Annotated in this window: 16 protein-coding genes; 12 read left to right on the top strand and 4 right to left on the bottom strand. The window is 73.7% G+C overall.

Features of this window, described 5'->3' with window-relative positions:
• Nucleotides 1-124: 124 nt before the first annotated feature.
• Genes QRT04_RS02295 through dusB form a run of 5 tightly spaced genes read left to right on the top strand, consistent with a single transcriptional unit; the run spans nucleotide 125 to nucleotide 5,104 of the window.
• Entirely contained in the window at nucleotides 125-1,093 is a 969-nt protein-coding gene (locus tag QRT04_RS02295) for an ABC transporter ATP-binding protein (RefSeq protein ID WP_289453268.1), read from the top strand.
• Entirely contained in the window at nucleotides 1,090-1,932 is an 843-nt protein-coding gene (locus tag QRT04_RS02290; protein WP_289453267.1) for an ABC transporter permease, read from the top strand. The genes QRT04_RS02295 and QRT04_RS02290 overlap by 4 nt, the downstream gene beginning before the upstream one ends.
• Before the next feature lie 47 nt (nucleotides 1,933-1,979).
• Nucleotides 1,980-3,245 (top strand): sensor histidine kinase, encoded by a 1,266-nt coding sequence (locus QRT04_RS02285; RefSeq protein WP_289453266.1) that lies wholly within the window; start codon nucleotides 1,980-1,982, stop codon nucleotides 3,243-3,245.
• Nucleotides 3,246-3,273: 28 nt separating this feature from the next.
• Nucleotides 3,274-3,897: a response regulator transcription factor gene (locus QRT04_RS02280; protein WP_289453265.1), complete on the top strand. Its 624-nt coding sequence runs from the start codon at nucleotides 3,274-3,276 to the stop codon at nucleotides 3,895-3,897.
• Nucleotides 3,898-3,919: 22 nt separating this feature from the next.
• The gene (gene dusB, locus QRT04_RS02275; protein ID WP_289453264.1) at nucleotides 3,920-5,104 is read left to right on the top strand and encodes a tRNA dihydrouridine synthase DusB; all 1,185 of its coding nucleotides are present in this window, start codon (nucleotides 3,920-3,922) and stop codon (nucleotides 5,102-5,104) included.
• Between the two features lie 43 nt (nucleotides 5,105-5,147).
• Here dusB and QRT04_RS02270 read toward each other — a convergent pair whose 3' ends face one another.
• Nucleotides 5,148-6,044 carry a carbohydrate kinase family protein gene (locus tag QRT04_RS02270; RefSeq protein ID WP_289453263.1) on the bottom strand — a complete coding sequence of 299 codons (897 nt, stop codon included), beginning with the start codon at nucleotides 6,042-6,044 and terminating at the stop codon, nucleotides 5,148-5,150.
• Nucleotides 6,045-6,132: 88 nt separating this feature from the next.
• Here QRT04_RS02270 and QRT04_RS02265 point away from each other — a divergent pair, with 88 nt between their 5' ends.
• Nucleotides 6,133-7,641: an alpha-amylase gene (locus QRT04_RS02265; RefSeq protein ID WP_289455681.1), complete on the top strand. Its 1,509-nt coding sequence runs from the start codon at nucleotides 6,133-6,135 to the stop codon at nucleotides 7,639-7,641.
• Between the two features lie 132 nt (nucleotides 7,642-7,773).
• Here the strand turns inward: QRT04_RS02265 and QRT04_RS02260 are convergent, their stop codons facing one another.
• Nucleotides 7,774-9,510: a glycoside hydrolase family 13 protein gene (locus QRT04_RS02260; protein ID WP_289453262.1), complete on the bottom strand. Its 1,737-nt coding sequence runs from the start codon at nucleotides 9,508-9,510 to the stop codon at nucleotides 7,774-7,776.
• A 139-nt stretch (nucleotides 9,511-9,649) separates the two neighbouring features.
• A complete protein-coding gene (locus QRT04_RS02255) occupies nucleotides 9,650-10,723 on the bottom strand; it encodes a LacI family DNA-binding transcriptional regulator (RefSeq protein ID WP_289453261.1) in 1,074 nt (357 codons plus the stop codon).
• 233 nt (nucleotides 10,724-10,956) lie between these two features.
• Between QRT04_RS02255 and QRT04_RS02250 the strand changes: the two genes are divergently transcribed.
• The 5 genes from QRT04_RS02250 to QRT04_RS02230 all read left to right on the top strand — a co-directional run bounded on the left by QRT04_RS02250 (nucleotide 10,957) and on the right by QRT04_RS02230 (nucleotide 18,082).
• Complete coding sequence (locus QRT04_RS02250) at nucleotides 10,957-12,207, top strand: sugar ABC transporter substrate-binding protein (RefSeq protein WP_289453260.1); 1,251 nt, start codon at nucleotides 10,957-10,959, stop codon at nucleotides 12,205-12,207.
• Nucleotides 12,208-12,317: 110 nt separating this feature from the next.
• The gene (locus QRT04_RS02245) at nucleotides 12,318-13,952 is read left to right on the top strand and encodes an ABC transporter permease subunit (protein WP_289453259.1); all 1,635 of its coding nucleotides are present in this window, start codon (nucleotides 12,318-12,320) and stop codon (nucleotides 13,950-13,952) included.
• A gap of 1 nt (nucleotide 13,953) precedes the next feature.
• Nucleotides 13,954-14,874 carry a sugar ABC transporter permease gene (locus tag QRT04_RS02240; RefSeq protein ID WP_289453258.1) on the top strand — a complete coding sequence of 307 codons (921 nt, stop codon included), beginning with the start codon at nucleotides 13,954-13,956 and terminating at the stop codon, nucleotides 14,872-14,874.
• Nucleotides 14,871-16,742 carry a glycoside hydrolase family 13 protein gene (locus QRT04_RS02235; protein ID WP_289453257.1) on the top strand — a complete coding sequence of 624 codons (1,872 nt, stop codon included), beginning with the start codon at nucleotides 14,871-14,873 and terminating at the stop codon, nucleotides 16,740-16,742. The genes QRT04_RS02240 and QRT04_RS02235 overlap by 4 nt, the downstream gene beginning before the upstream one ends.
• Before the next feature lie 56 nt (nucleotides 16,743-16,798).
• On the top strand, nucleotides 16,799-18,082 hold the full coding sequence (locus tag QRT04_RS02230; protein WP_289453256.1) for a deoxyguanosinetriphosphate triphosphohydrolase: 1,284 nt from the start codon (nucleotides 16,799-16,801) through the stop codon (nucleotides 18,080-18,082).
• Nucleotides 18,083-18,115: 33 nt separating this feature from the next.
• Here the strand turns inward: QRT04_RS02230 and QRT04_RS02225 are convergent, their stop codons facing one another.
• Nucleotides 18,116-18,559: a VOC family protein gene (locus QRT04_RS02225; RefSeq protein ID WP_289453255.1), complete on the bottom strand. Its 444-nt coding sequence runs from the start codon at nucleotides 18,557-18,559 to the stop codon at nucleotides 18,116-18,118.
• A gap of 130 nt (nucleotides 18,560-18,689) precedes the next feature.
• Here QRT04_RS02225 and dnaG point away from each other — a divergent pair, with 130 nt between their 5' ends.
• Nucleotides 18,690-20,693, top strand: coding sequence for a DNA primase (gene dnaG / locus QRT04_RS02220; protein ID WP_289453254.1), 2,004 nt, complete (start codon nucleotides 18,690-18,692; stop codon nucleotides 20,691-20,693).
• Nucleotides 20,694-20,702: the final 9 nt, after the last annotated feature.

Here is a 20,702-nt window from a genome sequence, read left to right as displayed (position 1 = left end):
GGTGGTCACACCGTAGGAGACGCAGCAGCAGGTCCGAGGGTTGTCGCGCGGATGACATTCGTCATCCCGACGCGATGACGGACAGGCGTGGCCGGGCGGCCGTCCGGCCGCCAGGATCGTCCCCATGACCTCCACCGACACCACCCGCCAGCCCCGCCCGGCCGCGGGCGCAGCACCGGCGATCGAGCTGCGCGGCCTGCACAAGGCGTTCGGCCCGGTGCGCGCCGTCGACGGCATCGACCTGGTGATCCAGCCCGGCGAGGTCGTCGCCTTCCTGGGGCCGAACGGCGCCGGCAAGACGACGACGATCGACATGCTGCTCGGTCTCGCCCAGGCCGACGCGGGCGACGTGCGCGTCCTCGGCATGGACCCGACGCGCGCGATCGCCGAGGGCCGCATCTCGGCCGTCATGCAGAGCGGCGGCCTGCTCAAGGACCTCACGGTCGGCGAGACCGTCGAGCTCACGGCGTCGTTCTTCGCGAGCGCCCGCTCGACCTCCGAGGTGCTGGCGCGAGCCGGCATCGCGGACATCGCGGACCGCCGCGTCGAGAAGTGCTCGGGCGGCCAGCAGCAGCGCCTGCGGTTCGCGCTCGCGCTGCTGCCGGACCCCGAGCTGATCGTGCTCGACGAGCCGACCACCGGCATGGACGTCGAGGGCCGGCGCGACTTCTGGACCGCGCTGCGCGCCGACGCCGAGCGCGGCCGGACGATCATGTTCGCGACGCACTACCTCGAGGAGGCGGACGCGTACGCGGACCGCATCGTCCTCATCAGCCACGGCCGGATCGTGGCCGACGGCTCGGCCGCGCAGGTCAAGAGCCTGACCGCGGGCCGCATCGTCAGCGCGACGCTGCCGGGCCTGCTCGCCGACGCGCCCGAGGTCGCCGCGCTGCGCGCCCTGCCGGGCGTCCTCGACCTCGAGGTCCGCCGCGACCGGGTCATCCTGCGCACGTCCGACTCGGACGGCGTCGCGCGGCACCTGCTGACGCAGACCGCGGCCACCGACGTCGAGATCACCGCCCGCGGCCTCGAGGACGCGTTCCTCGCGCTCACCGGCGACACCCAGACCGACACCACCGGGAGCCTCTCGTGAGCACCATCACCTCGACCGCGCCGGCGACGACCGCCGACCGGGCCCCGCGCCGCGGCCTCGTCAACCTGGCCTACCTGCAGATCGAGCTGCGCCGCCTGCTCCGCAACCGGCGGACGCTGATCTTCGCGCTGATCATGCCGCCGGTGTTCTTCCTGCTGTTCGGCACCGTGCAGGAGTACAAGACGAAGTCCGTCGGGTACGCGAACATCACTGCTTGGATCATGGTCTCGATGGCGCTGTACGGCGCGATGCTCGCCACGACGAGCGGCGGCGCGAGCGTCTCGATCGAGCGGTCGCAGGGCTGGACGCGCCAGCTGCGGCTGACGCCCCTGCGGCCGGCGAGCTACGTGTTCACCAAGGTCGTGTCCGCGATGGTGCTCGGGCTGGCGTCCGTGCTGGTCACGACGACGGTCGGCCTGGTCGAGGGCGCCAAGCCGCTCGGCCTCCACCCGTCGATGGACGGTCAGTGGGGTCGCATCGCGGCGGCGACCGCGCTCGCCTGGGTGTGCTCGGCGGTGTTCGCAGCGTTCGGCCTGTTCATGGGGTACCTGCTGCCGTCGGAGAACGTCATGCAGGTGCTCGGCCCGATCCTCGCGCTGCTCGCGTTCGCCGGCGGGCTGTTCGTGCCGCTCGGCACGGGGCTGTTCGCGACGATCGCCAAGTTCATCCCGACCTACGGCGTCGCGCAGCTCGCGCGGTGGCCGCTGACGGGCACCGGCGGTGGCTCGGACATCGACACCGGCAACCTCGCGCTCGCGGTGCTCAACGTGGTCGTGTGGGCCACGATCTTCACGGTCGGCGCGGCGTGGCGGTTCCGCAAGGACACGGCACGGGTGTGACGACGCGCCTCGATGGCGGAACCCGTCGCCCGGCTACGGTGAGCGCCGTGACGCGCAGCACCGAGCCGGGCGACGGCGCGCGCCCACGCCGGCGGCTGACGCCGCGCCGGGACGTGTGGAGCGCCGCCTACCAGCCGCGCCGCGAGGAGTGGAGCTCGACCTTCGACGCGGACCCCGACGGACCGCCGACGCGGACGCGACGGGTGATGCGCGTCGTCGGCCCGTCGATGGGCGTGGTCTGGGCGGTGTTCCTGCTCCAGCCGGCGCAGGTCGCGGCGAAGCACCCGGACCCGGTCGTGCGGTGGGTGTCGCTCGTCGCGATCGTGCTGCTCGCGCTGACCTTCGCGTGGGTCGTGGTCCGCAACCGCCCGCTCGACGACCCGGTGCCGCGGCGCACGGCGTGGCTCGTGCTCGGGGTGCAGGTCGTGCTGGTCGCGATCTCCACGCTCGGCGCGCACACCGAGGGGCTGGGCGGGCTGGTGTTCGTGTGCGTCAGCGCGGTGTTCCTGCTGCGCGAGCCCCGCGTGCTGCTGCTCCCGATCATCGCGAGCGTGATCGTGCTGGTGGTGCCGCCGCTGGTCGGGTGGGACGCCGAGAACGGCATCATCATGTCGCTGCTCCTCGCGACGCTCGCGGTGTACGGCTTCGTGCAGCTCGTCGAGCGGAACCGGCAGCTGCGCGTCGCTCGTGACGAGGTCGCCGTGCTCGCGGTCGAGCGGGAGCGCGAACGGATCGCGCGCGACATGCACGACATCCTCGGCCACTCGCTCACCGTGATCTCGGTCAAGGCCGAGCTCGCGTCGCGCATGTTCGACGTCGACGCGGACCGCGCACGCGCCGAGATCGTCGAGGTGAACGCGCTGGCCCGTGCAGCCCTCGCGGACGTGCGCGCCATGGTCACGGCGACCCGGGCCGTGACGCTCGCGGGCGAGCTCGCCGGCGCGCGTCAGGCGTTCGACTCGGCGGGCATCGCCGCGGACGTCCCCGGCAGCATCGAGCAGGTCCCCGACGACCTGCGCCAGCTGTTCGCGTGGGCCATCCGCGAGGGCACGACCAACGTGCTGCGCCACTCCGACGCGACCCGCGTCCGCGTGACGATGACCGCCGACACGCTGACGTTCGACGACGACGGGCAGGGCCTGCGCACGGATCCGGCGTCCGGCAACGGGTTGCGCGGCCTCACCGAGCGCGCCCGCGCGGCGGGCGCCCACGTGGCCGTGTCCCGCAGCCCGCTCGGCGGCTACCGCCTGCAGATCTCCACCGCGCCGGCCGCGCCCGCCGCACCCCTGACGCCCGGCACGCCGACCGCGTGACCGGCACCGACCCCGGACGGACCCTCCCGTGACCGACCAACCCATCCGCCTGCTCCTCGCCGACGACCAGGCGCTCGTGCGGGGCGCCCTCGCGGCGCTGCTCGACCTCGAGGCGGACCTCACCGTCGTCGCCCAGGTCGGGCGCGGCGACGAGGTCGTGGCCGCCGCGCGCGACTACCGGGTGGACGTCGCGCTGCTCGACGTCGAGATGCCCGGGCTCGACGGCATCGCCGCCGCCGCCGCGCTGCGTGCCCACGTGCCGACCTGTCGGTCGCTCGTCGTGACGACGTTCGGCCGGCCCGGCTACCTGCGTCGCGCGCTCGACGCGGGCGCGAGCGGGTTCGTGGTCAAGGACACGCCCGCCGAGCAGCTCGCCGATGCGGTGCGTCGCGTGCACCGCGGGCTGCGCGTGGTCGACCCGGAGCTGGCCGTCGAGTCGCTCGCGGTCGGCACGAGCCCGCTCACGGAGCGCGAGCGGGACGTGCTGGTGGCCGCGTCGGGCGGGGGGACGGTCGCCGACATCGCACGCGCCACGTTCCTGTCCGAGGGAACCGTCCGGAACTACCTCTCGGCCGCGATGGCGAAGACGGGCGGGCGCACCCGCGCCGAGGCGGTGCGGATCGCCGACGAGAACGGCTGGCTGCTCGCCTGAGCGCGGATGGGACAATGGCGCGATGACCGCCACGACCCAGGACACGAGCGCGCCCGCGGGCGCCGTGCTGCCGCCCCTGCGGATCGGGCCGCTCACCGTCGACACCCCGGTCGTGCTCGCGCCGATGGCGGGCGTGACGAACGCCGCGTTCCGGCGGCTGTGCCGCGAGTCCGGCGCCGGGCTGTACGTCGCCGAGATGGTGACGAGCCGGGCGCTGGTCGAGCGCGGCGAGGAGTCGATGCGCATCATCTCGTTCGAGCCCGACGAGCAGCCGCGGTCGGTGCAGGTCTACGGCGTCGACCCGGCGACCGTGCGCGCTGCGGTCCACCTCATCGCGTCGGAGGACCGCGCCGACCACGTCGACCTCAACTTCGGCTGCCCGGTGCCGAAGGTGACGCGCCGCGGCGGGGGAGCGGTGCTGCCCTGGAAGCGCGACCTGTTCCGCGCGATCGTCCAAGGCGCCGTCGAGGCGGCCGCGCCGTACGGCGTGCCGGTGACCGTCAAGATGCGCAAGGGCATCGACGAGCAGCACCTCACGTACCTCGAGGCGGGCCTCGTCGCGCAGGAGGTCGGCGTCGCCGCGGTGTCGCTGCACGGGCGCACGGCCGCGGACTACTACTCCGGCACGGCCGACTGGGACGCGATCGCGCGGCTCAAGGAGACGGTGACGGACATCCCGGTGCTCGGCAACGGCGACATCTGGTCGGCCGAGGACGCGCTCGCGATGGTCGAGCACACGGGCTGCGACGGCGTCGTCGTCGGGCGCGGGTGCCAGGGTCGGCCGTGGCTGTTCGCCGACCTGGTGGCGGCCTTCGCCGGGCGGCCGGAGCGCGTGCGTCCGGGCCTCGGCGAGGTGGCGCGCGTGATCCGCCGGCACGCGGAGCTGATGGTCGCCCACTTCGGCGACGAGTCGAAGGCGATGCGCGAGATGCGCAAGCACATGGCCTGGTACTTCAAGGGCTACGTGGTGGGCGGCGAGCTGCGCGCGCGGTTCGGGCTCGTCTCGACGCTCGTCGAGCTCGACGACCTGATCGCGCAGCTCGACCTGACGCAGCCCTACCCGGGCGAGCCCGCCGAGGGCCAGCGCGGCCGGGCGGGAGCGCCCAAGCGGCCGATCCTGCCGGAGGGCTGGCTCGACTCGCGCGAGCTGTCCGAGGACTTCCGGCGCGCGCTGCACGAGGCGGAGCTGTCCGTCTCCGGGGGCTGACGCACCCGCCCCTGCGCGTCGGCGGTCGCGGCGAGCCGCGGCGTCACGCGATGCGCCGCACGTCCACGCGCCGCGCGAGCCCAGCGACGGCCGCCGTGCTGGCGTGCGGCGCGCCCAGCTCCTCGGTCCCGACCGCCAGCGCCCCCGCGGCCGACGCCTGCGCGAGCGCGACGGGCGTCGGCGCGCCCGCGAGCGTCGCGGCCAGCAGCCCGGCGAGGAACGCGTCGCCCGCACCGTTCGTGTCGACGACCGCGGGCGCGGGTGCGGCCGGCACGTCCCACCAGCCGTCGGCGTCGAGCGCGAGCGCGCCCTCCGCGCCGCGCGTGCAGACGGCGAGGCCGCATCCGCCGGCGCGCGCGAGCCGCAGGTACTCCGCAGGGTCCGCGAGGCGCGCGTCGCTGACGAGCAGCACGTCGGCGGCCTCGACGAACGGTCGCTGGTAGTCGGCGAGCCCGTCGTGGTCGTGCACGTCACACCACACGGGCCGGCCGGTGGCGCGCACCGCGTCGAGCAGCTCGCGGCTGTGGTCCGCCAGGTCGAGGACGACGGCGTCGGCGTCGCGGGCGAGCGCCGCCACCGCGCCGGCGTCGGTCCATGCCTGCGGCAGCTCCAGGTAGACGGAGACGCGCGAGCCGTCGTCGGCCATCAGGTTGAGGTGACGCTCGGTCCGGCCGGCCGCGGCGGGGACGGCCTCGAGCCGGAGGCCCGGCACGTCGAGCGCGGCGCGCACGTGCCGTGCCTCGTCGTCCTCGCCGAGCACCGTCCGGAGCGTCACGTCCACGCCGAGCGCCGCCAGCGTGACGGCCTTGCCGGCGGACGTCCCGCCGAGCGCGTCCCGGTGCCCGGACGCGAAGAGCGTCTGGGGCCGCGCGTCCGGGAGCGCGCCGACGCGCACGAGGGTGTTCCAGGAGGCCGGACCGTTGACGAGGACGCGAGGCACGTGCGTCACCGTACGCGGCGACGGCCGCTAGGGTGGGCCGATCCTGAAACTTGCTGCAACATGTTGCAGCCTTCACCCGGTGGTGACGATGACGTACCCGCCCGTGCGACCCGGCCGTGCCCGGCGCCGCCCGCTCACCCGCGCAGCGCTCGCCCTCGGCGCCGCGTCGGCGCTGCTCCTGTCGGCGTGCTCGGGCTCGCCGCCTGCCGACCCGGACGCGAGCCCCGCGACCGACGGCTCGGGCCACGATGTCGGCGTCGAGCTGTTCCAGTGGACGTGGGACGCGATCGGGCGCGAGTGCACCGACGACCTCGGGCCGGCCGGCTACGCCTGGGTGCTGACGTCGCCGCCGCAGGAGCACATCCTCGGCCCGGCGTGGTGGACCGCGTACCAGCCCGTCAGCTACAAGGTCGAGTCGCGGCTCGGCACACGCGAGCAGTTCGCGGCGATGGCCGACACGTGCCACCGCGCGGGCGTCGAGGTCCGGACCGACGCGATCCTCAACCACATGACGGGCCAGGACGCGCCCGGCACCGGGTGGGCGGGATCGTCGTACTCGCACTACGACTACCCGGGCCTCTACACGAGCGCCGACTTCCACCACTGCGGCCTGACGCCGGACGACGACATCGCGAGCTACCTCGACGCGCAGCAGGTGCAGACGTGCGAGCTCGTGAACCTCGCGGACCTCGACACGTCGTCGCCGAAGGTGCGCGCGACCGAGGTCGCGTACCTGAAGGACCTGCTCTCGCTGGGCGTCGACGGCTTCCGGATCGACGCCGCCAAGCACATGCCGGCGTCCGACGTGGCCGCGATCGTGGGCGCGCTGCCCGCCGGCACCGCCATCGTGCAGGAGGTCATCCGCGGGAGCGGCGAGCCGATCCAGCCCGAGGACTACGCCGGCAACGGCAAGGTCTTCGAGTTCGCCTGGGGCCGCGACGTCAAGGGCGTGCTCGCGGGGACGCCGGGCGCGGCCCTCGACCTCGGCAAGGCGGGGTACCTGCCCTCGGACGACGCCGTGGTGTTCGTCGACGACCACGACACCGAGCGCGACGGCTCCACGCTGAGCTACGCCGACGGCGCCGAGTACGCGCTCGCGAACGTGCTGATGCTCGGCGGCGCGTACGGCGAGCCGATGGTCTACTCCGGGTACGCGTTCTCGGACCGCGACGCCGGCCCCGTGCAGGACGCCCGGGGCGCGGTCGTCGACGCCCGGTGCGCCGCCTCGCCCGGGCCGGCGGCGCAGCGCTCGGACGGCGACTGGGTGTGCCAGCACCGGTGGGCCGAGATCGCGGGCATGGTCGCGTGGCGCGGCGTCGTCGGCGACGCACCGGTCGTGGACCGGTGGGGTCAGGGCGACGCCGTCGCGTTCGGCCGTGGCGAGCGCGGGTTCGTCGTCGTCAACAACGGCCAGGCGCCGCTGACGACCACGCTGGCGACCCGGCTGCCCGACGGCCGCTACTGCGACGTCCTGACCGCCGCGGCGCCGGGCACCGGCTGCGGCGACGCCGCCGTCCGCGTCAAGGACGGCCGGGTGGCGGTGGAGGTGCCGGCGCGGACCGCGCAGGCGTTCGACGTCGCGGCCCGGGCTCGCTAGGCGCTCTCCGTCGCTCCGGAGGCCGCACCGCCGAACGTGCCCGGGGACGAGCGCGCTGCGTCGGACTGGCGCCGACGACGGCGAGGCCCGGCCCCGGGAGCGGGGGCCGGGCCTTGCCGGTCGTGCGCGGGCTCAGGCCTGCGCACGCAGCCAGACGGTCGTGTCGGCCGGCAGGACGAGCGCGCCGGCGGCGTCGCGCTCGAGCTCGACCGACGCGCCGAGCACCGCGGCGTCGGCGGGCAGCACCAGGAGCCGGTCGCCGAGGTTCCCGAGCACCACGACGTCGCGGTTGCGGAACGCGACGACGTCCGGACCGAACGCGTCAGCGCCGTCCAGCTCGGCGAGCCACTCGAGGCCGCCGCTGCCGAGCGCCTCCGCGCGGCGCGTGCGCAGCGCCGCCCGGTACGTCTCGAGCGTCGAGCCGGGGATCCCCCGCTGAGCGTCGACGGCGTACCGCGCCCAAGCGGCGGGCTGGGGGAGCCAGGTGACGCCGGTCGGGGAGAACCCGTGCCCCGGCTCGCCGGCCGACCACGGCAGCGGCACGCGGCACCCGTCCCGGCCGCGCTCGAGCCCGCCGGTGCGGAAGAACGCCGGGTCCTGGCGGTACTCGTCCTCGAGCGACGTGTGGTCGGGCAGGCCGAGCTCCTCGCCCTGGTACAGGTACGCCGAGCCGGGCAGGCCGAGCATCAGCAGCGTCGCGGCGCGCGCACGGCGCAGCCCGAGCTCGACGTCCGGCTGCTCGTCGGTGCGCGCGATGCCGTTGGGTCGCGCCGTGGGGTCGGAGAGGCCGAACCGCGAGGCGTGCCGCACGACGTCGTGGTTCGAGAGCACCCACGTCGTCGGTGCGCCGACCGCGTCGTTCACCGTGTACGACGCCTCGACCACGGAGCGGATCGCGGCCGCGTCCCAGCCGGCGGCGAGGAACGCGAAGTTGAACGCCTGCTGCGCCTCGTCGGCGCGCACGTACCGCGCGAGGCGCGAGAGCGGCTCGACCCACGCCTCGGCGACGAGCGCCCGGTCGCCGTCGTACTGCGCGAGCACCCGGTTCCAGGCGCGGTAGATCTCGTGCACGCCGTCCTGGTCGAACATCGGGCCCTGGTTGCCGCTGCCCGTCACCTCGTCCGCGCGGTCGACGGGCTCGGCGCCCTCGATCATCGACACGTGGCCGGCCCAGTCGGGCAGCCCCGGCGCCTTGACCATGCCGTGCGCGACGTCGACCCGGAATCCGTCGACGCCGCGGTCGAGCCAGAACCGCAGCACGTCCTCGAACTCGGCGCGCACCTCGGGGTGGTCCCAGTCGAGGTCCGGCTGGCGCGAGTCGAACAGGTGCAGGTACCACTCGCCGTCGGGCAGGCGCGTCCACGCCGGGCCGCCGAAGATCGACTGCCAGTTGTTCGGCGGCTCAGACCCGTCGGCGCCGCGACCGGGCCGGAAGTGGTAGCGCGCGCGCTCCGGCGACCCGGGGGCGGCAGCGAGCGCCTGCTGGAACCAGACGTGCTCGTCGGACGTGTGGTTCGGCACCAGGTCGACCATCACACGCAGCCCGAGCCCGTGCGCCCGGGTGAGCAGCGCGTCGAAGTCCGCGAGCGTGCCGAACAGCGGGTCGACGTCGCGGTAGTCGGCGACGTCGTAGCCGGCGTCGGCCTGCGGCGAGCGGTAGAACGGCGAGAGCCAGACGGCGTCGACGCCGAGGTCGGCGAGGTGGTCGAGCCGCGACGTGACGCCGGGCAGGTCGCCGATGCCGTCGCCCGAGGCGTCGGCGAACGAGCGCGGGTAGACCTGGTAGATCACGGCGTCGCGCCACCACGCGGCGTCGGAGGTGCCCGGCGCGTGCACGAGTGCGGTGGTGGGCAGGGCGTCGGTCGTCACGGGGGCGTGCCTCGATTCGTGCTGTGGTGCGGAGGGGACTGTCGTGCGGAAGGTCTCGGGGGAGCGCCGCCGGCGGGCGACCGGGCCGGGCGCGTCGGAGCGGGCCCTGCGCGGGTGGCGCGCGTCGGGTCGCGTGCCGTCAGAGCGCGACGTGCGCGGCGGCCACCGGCGCGGGCGCCTCGGCGGCGCGGACGGCACCCGTCGACCCACGCACGATCAGCTCGGGGTGGAACGTGAGCTCGGTCCGCGTCGACGGCGTGCCGCCGATCTCGGACAGCAGCGCGGCGACGGCCGCGTGCCCGAGCGAGGTGACGGGCTGCCGCACCGTGGTGAGCGGCGGGTCGGTGAACGCGATGAGCGGCGAGTCGTCGAAGCCGACGACCGAGATGTCATCGGGCACCGACATGCCGCGCGAGCGCACCGACCGGATCGCACCCAGGGCCATGAGGTCCGAGCCGCAGATGATCGCGGTGTGGCCGGTGTCGACGAGCTGCTGCGCCGCGGCCTGGCCGCCCTCCACGGTGAACAGGGTCGACACCACGTGCGCCGAGTCGTCCTGGATGCCGAGGTGCCGGGCGAGGTTCGCGGCGAACGCGGCGCGCTTGCGCTGCGTCGGGACGAACCGCTGCGGGCCGATGGCGAGGCCGATCGAGCGGTGCCCGAGCGCGACGAGGTGCCGGAACGCGAGGTCGAGGGCGACGGTGTCGTCCGTCGAGAGCATCGGGGCGTCGACGCCGTCGGCGAAGCCGTTGACCAGCACGATCGGCAGGCCGCGGCTGCGCAGGCGGTGGTACCGGTCCTTGCTCGCGGAGGTGTCGGCGTGCAGGCCGGAGACGAAGATGATGCCGTCGACCGCGTGCTCGAGGAGCACGTCGACGTACTGGTCCTCGGTCGTGCCGCCGGCGACCTGCGTGCACAGCAGCGGCGTGAACCCGCGCTCGGTGAGCATCGACTCGATCACCTGCGCGAGCGCGGGGAACACCGGGTTGGACAGCTCGGGGACGACGAGGCCGACCAGGCCGGCAGACCGCCCGCGCAGCTTCTCCGGCCGCTCGTACCCGAGCACGTCGAGCGCTGTCAGGACGGCCTGACGCGCATCGCTCGAGACTCCCGCCTTGCCGTTCAGGACGCGCGAGACCGTGGCCGTGCTGACGCCGGCCTGGGCGGCCAGGTCGGTCAGACGCGTGCGCACGGGGTGCAGCGTAGGTGACACCGGACCTCCTCGTCCTGAGCCGTTCGTGTGCTGGTCAGCGGGCATTTCCGTGACGCTCCTCGGGTCGGGCCACGGGCACGGACGGGCGTCGTCACCAGTCTCTGCAACCGTTGCCTGAAAGTTACCGTAACGGCTTGCAACGCCGGTGGCAACGAGGTTACGTTGCGTCTCATCAAGCCGACGGCGGTGGGAACACGCCGCTACGGCAACCCCACCGAACCAGGAGATCGACGATGCGACGGAGCATCCTCACTGTCCTCGCGGTCGGCGCGACCACCTTCGCGCTCGCCGCCTGCTCGTCGGGCTCGAGCGGATCCGGCGAGACCGCCACGTCGGCGCCGACCTCGGCAGCCCCCAAGCTCACCGGCTCGCTGACCGTCTGGGTCGACGAGACCCGGATCGACGTCTTCAAGCAGCTCGGTGCCGAGTACCAGCAGAAGACCGGCGTCACGCTCAACGTCGTGCAGAAGCCGTCGGGCGACATCCGCGCGGACTTCGTCAAGCAGGAGCCGACCGGTCAGGGCCCGGACATCATCGTCACGGCGCACGACGCGATCGGGAACCTCGTCACGAACGGCACCATCCAGCCGGTCCAGCTCGGTGACAAGACCAAGGACTTCTCGCAGGTCTCGATCTCGGCGTTCACCTACGACGGCCAGGTCTGGGGCGTGCCCTACGCCATCGAGAACATCGCGCTCGTCCGCAACAACAAGCTCGCCACCTCGACGCCCGACACCCTCGACAAGCTGATCGAGCAGGGCAAGTCGCTCAAGACGAAGTACTCGCTCGTCATCCAGCAGGGCGCGAACGGCGACCCGTACCACCTGTACCCGCTGCAGACCTCGTTCGGCGCCCCGGTGTTCAAGCAGAACTCCGACGGCTCGTACTCCGACGAGATCGGCATGAGCGGCGACGCCGGCCACAAGTTCGCGGCCTACCTGCAGAAGCTCGGCAAGGACAAGGTCCTCGACACCGCGATCGACTCGCAGAAGGCGACCGACGCGTTCACCAAGGGCCAGACGCCGTACATCATCACGGGCCCCTGGAACGTCGACGCGTTCAAGAAGGCGAACGTCGACTTCTCGGTCCTGCCGGTGCCGAGCGCGGGCGGCCAGGACGCGCAGCCGTTCTCCGGTGTCCAGGGCGCGTTCATCAGCGCCAAGACGCAGAACGCGATCGTCGCGAACGACTTCGTGACGAACTTCCTCGCCTCGGAGCCGGTCCAGACCGAGCTCTACACCGCGGGCCAGCGCATGCCGGCGCTGACGGCCGCCGCCGACAAGGTCACCGACCCGATCACCAAGGGCTTCTCCGACGCGGCGGGCAACTCGCCGATGCCGTCGATCCCGGCCATGGACTCGGTGTGGCAGTACTGGGGCACCACGGAGGCCCAGATCATCTCCGGCCAGGCCAAGGACCCGTCGGCAGCCTGGGACACGATGATCAAGAACATCCAGGCCGCCATCGACAAGTCGAAGGGCTGACCTGACGCAGGGTCCGCCGGCCCGCCCCACCCCGGCGGGCCGGCGGACGACCGCACCGCAGCAGCGCTGCCGCGCCGCGCCACGAAGCGCCCCCCCAGAGAGAGCAGACGATGTCCGACCCTCAGCTGACCACGGTCGAGCCCCCGCGGACCGACGACGCCGGTGACGGCACCGCGCACGGCACAGGCAGGACCCGCAACCCCGACGAGAACGCGCACGCGCGCCGGTTCTCACCGGGCTGGATCGTCAAGCTCGTGCTCGTCGGCCTCGTCGACGCGCTGGGCGTGTACGGCATCCTCGCCGCGAGCGGCGTCCAGGCGTGGTGGATCGTCGTCTTCCTCGTCTTCGCGCTCGCGCTGGTGAACTGGGCGTACTTCTCGCGGCGCGCCGTCCCGGCGAAGTACCTCGTGCCGGGCCTGATCTTCCTGCTCGTCTACCAGCTGTTCGTCATGCTCTACACGGGCTACATCGCCTTCACGAACTACGGCGACGGACACAACTCGACGAAGTCGGACGCGATCTCGGCCATCCAGCTGGGCAACCAGGTGCGCGTCGAGGGCTCGCCCGCGTACCCCGTCACGGTCGTGCTCCAGGGCAACGACCTCGGCTTCGCGGTGGTCCAGGACGGCAAGGCCGTCGTCGGGACCGCCGACGAGCCGCTCGCCCCCGCGCAGGGGGCGACCGTCGCCGGCCAGCAGGTCACCGCCGTGCCCGGCTACCAGGTGCTGAGCTTCGCCGACATCGCCCAGCGCTCGCAGGAGGTGACCGCGCTCGCGGTCCCGGTCTCGGAGGACGCCGCCGACGGCACGCTCCGCACCCAGAACGGGACGATCGCGTACGTCTTCGCGCCGGTGCTCGAGTACGACGCGAAGACCGACACCTTCACCAACACGCAGACCGGCGTCACCTACACCGCGAGCGACCAGGGCTACTTCGTCTCGTCGAGCGGCGACAAGCTCGAGCCGGGCTGGCGCGTCGGAGTCGGGTTCTCGAACTTCACCGAGATGTTCCGCAACTCGGACCTGTCTGGGATCTTCGCCCAGGTCATCGTCTGGACGTTCGCGTTCGCGTTCCTGTCGGTCGCGATCACGTTCTTCCTCGGCCTGTTCCTCGCGATCGTCTTCAACGACCCGCGGGTGCGGGGGCGGAAGGTCTACCGCGCGCTGCTGATCCTGCCGTACGCGTTCCCCGGGTTCGTCGCGGCCCTCGTCTGGCGCGGCATGCTCAACCCGCGGTTCGGCTTCGTCAACGAGGTGCTGCTGGGCGGGGCGCAGATCGACTGGTTCGGCGACCCCTGGCTGGCCAAGTTCTCGGTGCTGCTCGTCAACACGTGGCTCGGGTTCCCGTACATGTTCATCATCTGCACGGGTGCCCTGCAGTCGATCCCCGGCGACGTCACCGAGTCGGCGAGGATGGACGGCGCGGGTCCGCTGCGAGTGTTCCGCGCGATCACGCTGCCGCTGCTCATGGTCTCGGTCGCGCCGCTGCTCATCGCGAGCTTCGCGTTCAACTTCAACAACTTCACGTTGATCTACATGCTCAACAACGGCGGCCCGCAGTTCGTCGGCGCGCCGGTGCCGGTCGGGCACACCGACATCCTGATCTCGTTCGTCTACTCGATCGCGTTCGGCACGGGCGGCCACGACTACGGCCTCGCCGCGGCGGTCTCGATCCTCATCTTCCTGGTCGTCGGGCTGATCTCCTGGCTCGGCTTCCGCCAGACGCGCACCCTCGAGGAGCTCTGACATGGCCACGACCACGTCCGTCGAGCCGCGCAGCTCCGCGGTGCCCGGCAGCCGGCCCCGCGCGTCGGCCCCCGTCCGGTTCGGCCGGTGGTGCAAGGAGCTCGGCTGGCGCCACCTCGTCGGCGTCGTCACCATCGTCTTCTGCGTGCTGCCGCTCCTCTACGTGCTGTCCGCGTCGCTGAACCCGAGCGGCACGCTGACGGGCTCGAACGACCTGTTCAGCACGATCAGCGGGGCGAACTACGGCGCGCTGTGGTCGAAGGGCTTCGGCGACTGGGCGCGGAACTCGATCATCGTCGCGGTCGTCACGTCGATCGGGACGGTGCTCATGGGCGCTGCCGCGGCCTACGCGTTCTCGCGCTACCGGTTCCGCGGTCGCCGCGGCACGCTGACCGGCCTGCTCCTGGTCCAGATGTTCCCGCAGCTGCTCGCGGTCGTCGCGATCTTCCTGCTGCTGATCAACCTCAAGGACGTCTTCCCGCTGCTGTCGACCAACTCGCTGCCGGGCCTCATCGCCGTGTACCTGGGCGGCGCGCTCGGCGTGAACACGTTCCTGCTCTACGGGTTCTTCAACACGGTGCCGCGCGAGCTCGACGAGGCCGCGCGCATCGACGGCGCGACGCACGCGCAGATCTTCTGGACGATCATCATGCCGCTCGTCACGCCGATCCTCGTGGTCGTCGGGCTGCTGTCGTTCATCAGCACCTACGGCGAGTTCATCATCGCCAAGACGGTGCTGACGTCGAGCTCGAAGTGGACGCTCGCGATCGGTCTGTACACCTGGGCGTCCGACGAGCGGAACGCGCCGTGGGGCCTGTTCGCGGCCGGCGCGGTGCTCGCCGCGATCCCGATCGTGCTGCTCACGCTCTTCCTGCAGAAGTACATCGTGTCCGGCCTGGTCTCGGGCGCCGTCAAGGGATGACGAGCGGCACCTCCGACCCGCGCGTCCTCGTCCACGAGGCGCACCACGACGGGAGCGAGCGGTACATCCCCGACGGGACGCCCGCGCTGGGTGACGTCGTGCCGGTGCGCCTGCGTGTGCCGGCGGGTCCGGGTGATCCCGGGGAGGACGGCGTGCGGGTGCGCGTCGTCATCGACGGCGAGCCCGAGGTGTTCCCGGCGCGCGTCGACCGGCGGACCGGCGCGGAGACGTGGTTCGTCGCCGAGGTGCCCGTGCACAACCCGGTGGCGCAGTACCGGTTCTTCCTGGGCCCCGCGCCCGCGGATCCGCACGCCTACCGCTGGCTCAACGGGCGCGGCGTCCAGCACCGCGACGTGCCGGACGCCGCCGACTTCCGGCTGACGGTCGCCCCGCCGGCGCCCGCGTGGGGGCGCGGCGGCCTCGTCTACCAGGTGTTTCCCGACCGCTTCGCGCGCTCGGGGCGCGTCACCGAGACGCTGCCCGCCTGGGCCCTGCCGCGCGCGTGGGACGACCCCGTCGACGGGTACGGCCGCGATCGCGCGCGGCAGCTGTACGGCGGCGACCTGTGGGGGATCGCCGACCACGTGGACCACCTCGAGCGGCTCGGGGTCGAGGTCGTGTACCTGACGCCGTTCTTCCCGGCGCAGTCCAACCACCGGTACGACGCGACGACCTTCGACCGTGTCGACCCGCTGCTCGGCGGGGATGCTGCGCTCGCCGACCTGGCGCGCACGCTGCACGCCCGCGGCATCCGGCTCATGGGCGACCTGACGACCAACCACACCGGCGTGGGCCACGAGTGGTTCGCGCAGGCGACGGCGGGCGCCGCCGAGCGCGAGCTCTACTACTGGGACGCCGACGGGCAGCACGTCGGGTGGCGCGGGCACGCGAGCCTGCCGAAGCTCCGGTACGCGTCCGACGACGTGGGTCGCCGCATGTACGCCGGTCCGGAGAGCGTCGTGGCGCGCTGGCTCCGTGGTGGCGGCGACGGCCTCGACGGCTGGCGCGTCGACGTCGCGAACATGACCGGCCGGTACCGCGACGAGGACGCGGCCCACGCCGTCGCGCGCGCGATCCGCGCCACGATGGCGGACGTCCGCCCCGACGCGCTCCTCGTGGGCGAGCACTTCCACGACGCGGGCGCCGACGCGCAGGGCTTCGGGTGGCACGCCGTCATGAACTACGCGGCGTTCACGCGGCCGGCGTGGAGCTGGTTCGCGCCCGCGGAGGGCGCGCCGCGGTCGCTCGAGCTGCCCGGGCCGATGCCGCGCCGCGGCGGGACCGTCGTCGTCGACACCATGCGCGAGTTCGCCGCCGCCGTGCCGTGGACCGTCACGAGCGCGCAGTGGAACCTCCTCGCGTCGCACGACACTCCGCGCCTGCGCACGATCGCCGGCTCGCGCGACGTCGCGCACGTCGCGGCGGCGCTGCTGCTGACCTACCCCGGGACGCCCGTCGTGTTCGCCGGGGAGGAGTTCGGACTGGTCGGCCGCAACGGCGAGGAGTCGCGGACGCCGATGCCCTGGGACCGGCCGGGGGATCGCGACGAGGCGACGTTCGCCGTGTACCGCGACCTCGTCGCGCTGCGCCGGTCGAGCCGTGCGCTGCGGGAGGGCGGCCTGAGGTGGCTCGTCGTCGACGACGACGCGATCGCGTACGTGCGCGAGACGCGCGACGAGCGCGTGCTCGTGCTGCTCGCGCGCGCCCCGTGGCGCGGGGTCGACGTGCCCGACGTCGGGCTGCTCGGGTCCGGTGCGCCCGCGACGATGTACGGCGACCGCGAGCTGCGCGTCGAGGGGTCGGCCGGGGGGCGTGTGCTGCGCCTGCCGGGCGACGGGCCGGCGGTGCACGTCTGGCGCCTGGCCTGACGCCAGGGGACGACGACCGGCCCGGCGCGCGAGTCGCGCTCGTTAGGCTGGGCCGCGTGACCGCGCTCGACGAGAACCTGTCGGTGGACGGGTACGTCGACGCCGACCGCGCCCGGTGGGTGCCGGAAGGGTCGAAGTCGCGCGAGCGCACGCCGTTCGAGCGCGATCGCGCACGTCTCGTCCACTCGTCGGCGCTGCGCCGGCTCGGCGCGAAGACGCAGGTGCTCGGTCCGTCCTCGGACGACTTCGTGCGCACGCGGCTCACCCACACGCTCGAGGTCGCGCAGGTCGGACGGGAGATCGGCAAGGCGCTCGGGTGCGACCCCGACGTCGTCGACACGGCGTGCCTCGCGCACGACCTCGGTCATCCGCCGTTCGGCCACAACGGCGAGCGGGCGCTGGCCGAGCTCGCGCGCGGGATCGGCGGGTTCGAGGGCAACGCGCAGACGCTGCGGCTGCTGACGCGGCTCGAGCCCAAGATCGTCGCGCCCGACGGCACGGCGGTCGGCCTCAACCTCACGCGAGCGAGCCTCGACGCGTCGGTCAAGTACCCGTGGCGCTACGGCCGCGGCCCGCTCACCAAGACGGGCCGCCCGACGCACAAGTTCGGCGTCTACGAGGACGACCTGCCGGTGTTCGCGTGGCTGCGCGCCGACGCACCCGAGGGCCGGAAGTGCCTCGAGGCGCAGGTGATGGACCTGGCCGACGACATCTCCTACTCGGTGCACGACGTCGAGGACGCGGTGGTCGGCGGCCGCCTGGATCTCGACGTGCTGCGGAGCCAGGTCGAGCGCGAGCGGATCGTCGAGGCCGTCGAGACCTGGTACGGCGACGCCGTCGACGCGAACGGGTTGCACGACGCGATGGACCGGCTCGTCGCCGCGCGGCTCTGGCGGCCCGGCTTCGACGGGTCGCGCGCCGCGCTCGCGATGCTCAAGGACGCGACCAGCCAGCTGATCGGCCGCTTCGCCAAGGCCTCGCAGAAGGCGACGCGCGCCGGCCACGGCCCCGGGCCGCTGACGCGGTACGCCGCCGACCTCGTGGTGCCGATCGAGACGCAGGCCGAGATCCTCGTGCTCAAGGGCCTCGCCGTGGCGTACGTGATGGCGCCCCGCGAGCTCGAGCCGCTCTACCACCGGCAGCGCGAGGTCCTCGCGGACCTCGTCCGCGTCCTCGCGGACCGTGCACCGCTCGCGCTGGAGCCGCCCTTCGCGGCCGACTGGCGCTCCGCCGCGGACGACGCGGCGCGACTGCGCGTCGTCATCGACCAGGTCGCGTCGCTGACCGACGTCTCCGCCGCCGAGCTCCACGCGCGCCTGGTACCGCCGCCGCGCCGCTGAGCGCAGAGCAGCACCCCGCCGCTCGCGCCCGCGTCAGGCACCGCCCTGCGACGCGACCCACTCGTCGGTCCGCCGCTGCATCTCCTCGGGAGACACCTCCTCGACCTGGTGGTTGAGGAACCATCGGTGCCCGAACGGGTCGCGCAGCTGCGCGGTGCGCCCGCCGTGGAACGCGTCGGACGGCTCGTCGACCGCCGTGGCGCCGGCCTCGACCGCGCGCGCGAACGCGGCATCCGTGTCCTCGACGTCGATGGTGAACGACACGTGCGCGGGCCCGTCCGCGGTCGGTGCGACCGAGCCGAACGACGGCATCGCCGCCGCGACGGTGAACGTCGAGTCCCCGAGCCGCAGGTCCGAGTGGACCACCGTGCCGAAGGCCTCGACCGCGTAGACGAGCTCGGCGCCGAACGCCCGTCGGTAGAAGTCGATGGCGGCCTTCGGGTCGTCGACCGCCAGGTTGGGATGCAGCGTGCTCATGGGCGCTCCTCGTCGAGTTCACGGGCCGTCGTGCGAACAGGTGTTCGATTCATCAGCATGCCAGACGTCGCAGCGCGCGTCACCCCCGGGGCAGCCGTGACCGCGCCGCGGACCACCTAGACTCGCGGCCGTGGCGGGGCGCATCCGGCAGGACGACGTGGAGGCCGTCCGCGAGCGCGCGCGCATCGAGGAGATCGTCGGCGCGCGGGTGCAGCTCCGGACCGCGGGCATCGGCTCGCTCAAGGGCCTGTGCCCGTTCCACGACGAGCGCTCGCCGTCGTTCCACGTGCGCCCCCAGGTCGGCCGGTACCACTGCTTCGGCTGCGGCGAGGGTGGCGACGTCATCGAGTTCGTGATGAAGACCGACGGCCTCGGGTTCGTCGAGGCGGTCGAGTACCTCGCGGGTCGCGTGGGCCTGCAGCTGCGCTACGAGGAGGGCGGCGGCACGACGCGCACGGGCGACGAGCCGGGCCGGCGGCGTCGGCTCGTCGAGGCGCACGCCGTCGCCGAGGCGTTCTACCGCGAGCAGCTGGCCGCGCCCGGGGCCACCGCGGGCAGGCGCTTCCTCGCCGAGCGCGGGTTCGACCGTGCCGCGGCCGAGCAGTTCGGCGTCGGGTTCGCGCCCCAGGGGTGGGACGGGCTGCTGAGCCACCTGCGCGGGCGCGGCTTCACCGAGCCCGAGCTGCTCGCGTCGGGCCTCGTCAGCCAGGGGCAGCGCGGCGTGTACGACCGGTTCCGCGGCCGCCTCGTGTGGCCGATCCGCGAGGTCACGGGCGAGACCATCGGCTTCGGTGCGCGCCGTCTGTTCGACGAGGACAACGGCCCGAAGTACCTGAACACCCCGGAGACGCCGATCTACCGGAAGTCGCAGGTGCTGTACGGCCTCGACCTCGCGAAGCGCGACATGCAGAAGGAGCGCCGCGTCGTCGTCGTCGAGGGCTACACCGACGTCATGGCGATGCACCTGTCGGGCGTCGGGACGGCCGTCGCGACGTGCGGCACCGCCTTCGGCTCGGACCACGCGCGGATCGTGCGCCGGCTCGTCGGCGACGCCGGCGGGGCCGGGGGAGTGCAGCTCGCGTCCGGGACGTCGGTCGGCGGCGAGGTCATCTTCACCTTCGACGGCGACGCCGCCGGGCAGAAGGCCGCGATGCGCGCGTTCGGCGAGGACCAGTCCTTCTCGGCGCAGACGTTCGTCGCGGTCGAGCCGACCGGCATGGACCCGTGCGAGCTGCGCCAGGCCAAGGGTCCGGACGCGGTGCGCGCGCTCGTCGCCGGGCGTCAGCCGCTGTTCGAGTTCGTCATCCGCACGACGCTCGCCGGGTTCGACCTGGGGACGGCCGAGGGCCGCGTCGGTGCGCTGCGCGCGGCGGCCCCCGTCGTCGCCGGCATCCGCGACACCGCGCTGCGGCCCGAGTACAGCCGCCTGCTCGCGGGCTGGCTCGGCATCGAGGACCTGGACACGGTCCGCCGCGCGGTGAGCGCGGCGCGGCCGCGGACCGGCGGCCACGACGACCGCGGCGCGAGCGGCCGCCCCGGCGGCGACCGCGGCCCGAACGGCCGCCCCGGCGGCGACCGCGGACGGCCCGGCCGCCCGGGTGCCGACGCGGGCCGCGAGGTGCCGGCGCAGGACGCGCCCGCGCGGCTCGTCGTCCCCGACCGGCGCGACCCGGTGGCGCAGGTCGAGCGCACGACCCTCGAGGTCGTGCTCCAGCAGCCGGCGCTCGTGCCGGCCGAGTTCGACGACCTGGCCGCCGACGCGTTCGCCGCGCCGGCGTACCGCGCGGTCCACGAGGCGGTGCGGGCGGCGGGTGGCCTGGTCGCCGCGCGCGCGACCGACAGCGCCACCGCGTGGGTCGGCCAGGTGCTCGAGCAGGCAGCGGCGCCCGTCCGGTCGCTGGTCACCGAGCTCGCCGTCGCGCCCCTGCCCGAGGACCGGCCGGAGGTGCTGCCGGCCTACGTCCGCGACGTCGTGCTGCGCCTCGTCGAGGTCGGCTACACGCGGCGCATCGCGGACCTGCGCGGACGGCTCCAGCGGATGGACGCCGCGGCGGACCCGGCCGCGTACCAGGCGGCGTTCGCCGAGCTGATCGCGCTCGAGTCGGCGCGGCGCACCCTGCGCGAGAGCGCCTGACCCGGCCCC

Origin of the sequence: Cellulomonas alba (genome assembly GCF_030362835.1) — a bacterium.
Lineage (GTDB): Bacteria > Actinomycetota > Actinomycetes > Actinomycetales > Cellulomonadaceae > Cellulomonas > Cellulomonas alba.
The sequence above is the reverse complement of the archived record's forward strand: the minus strand, read 5'-3'. Positions and strand labels throughout refer to the sequence as shown.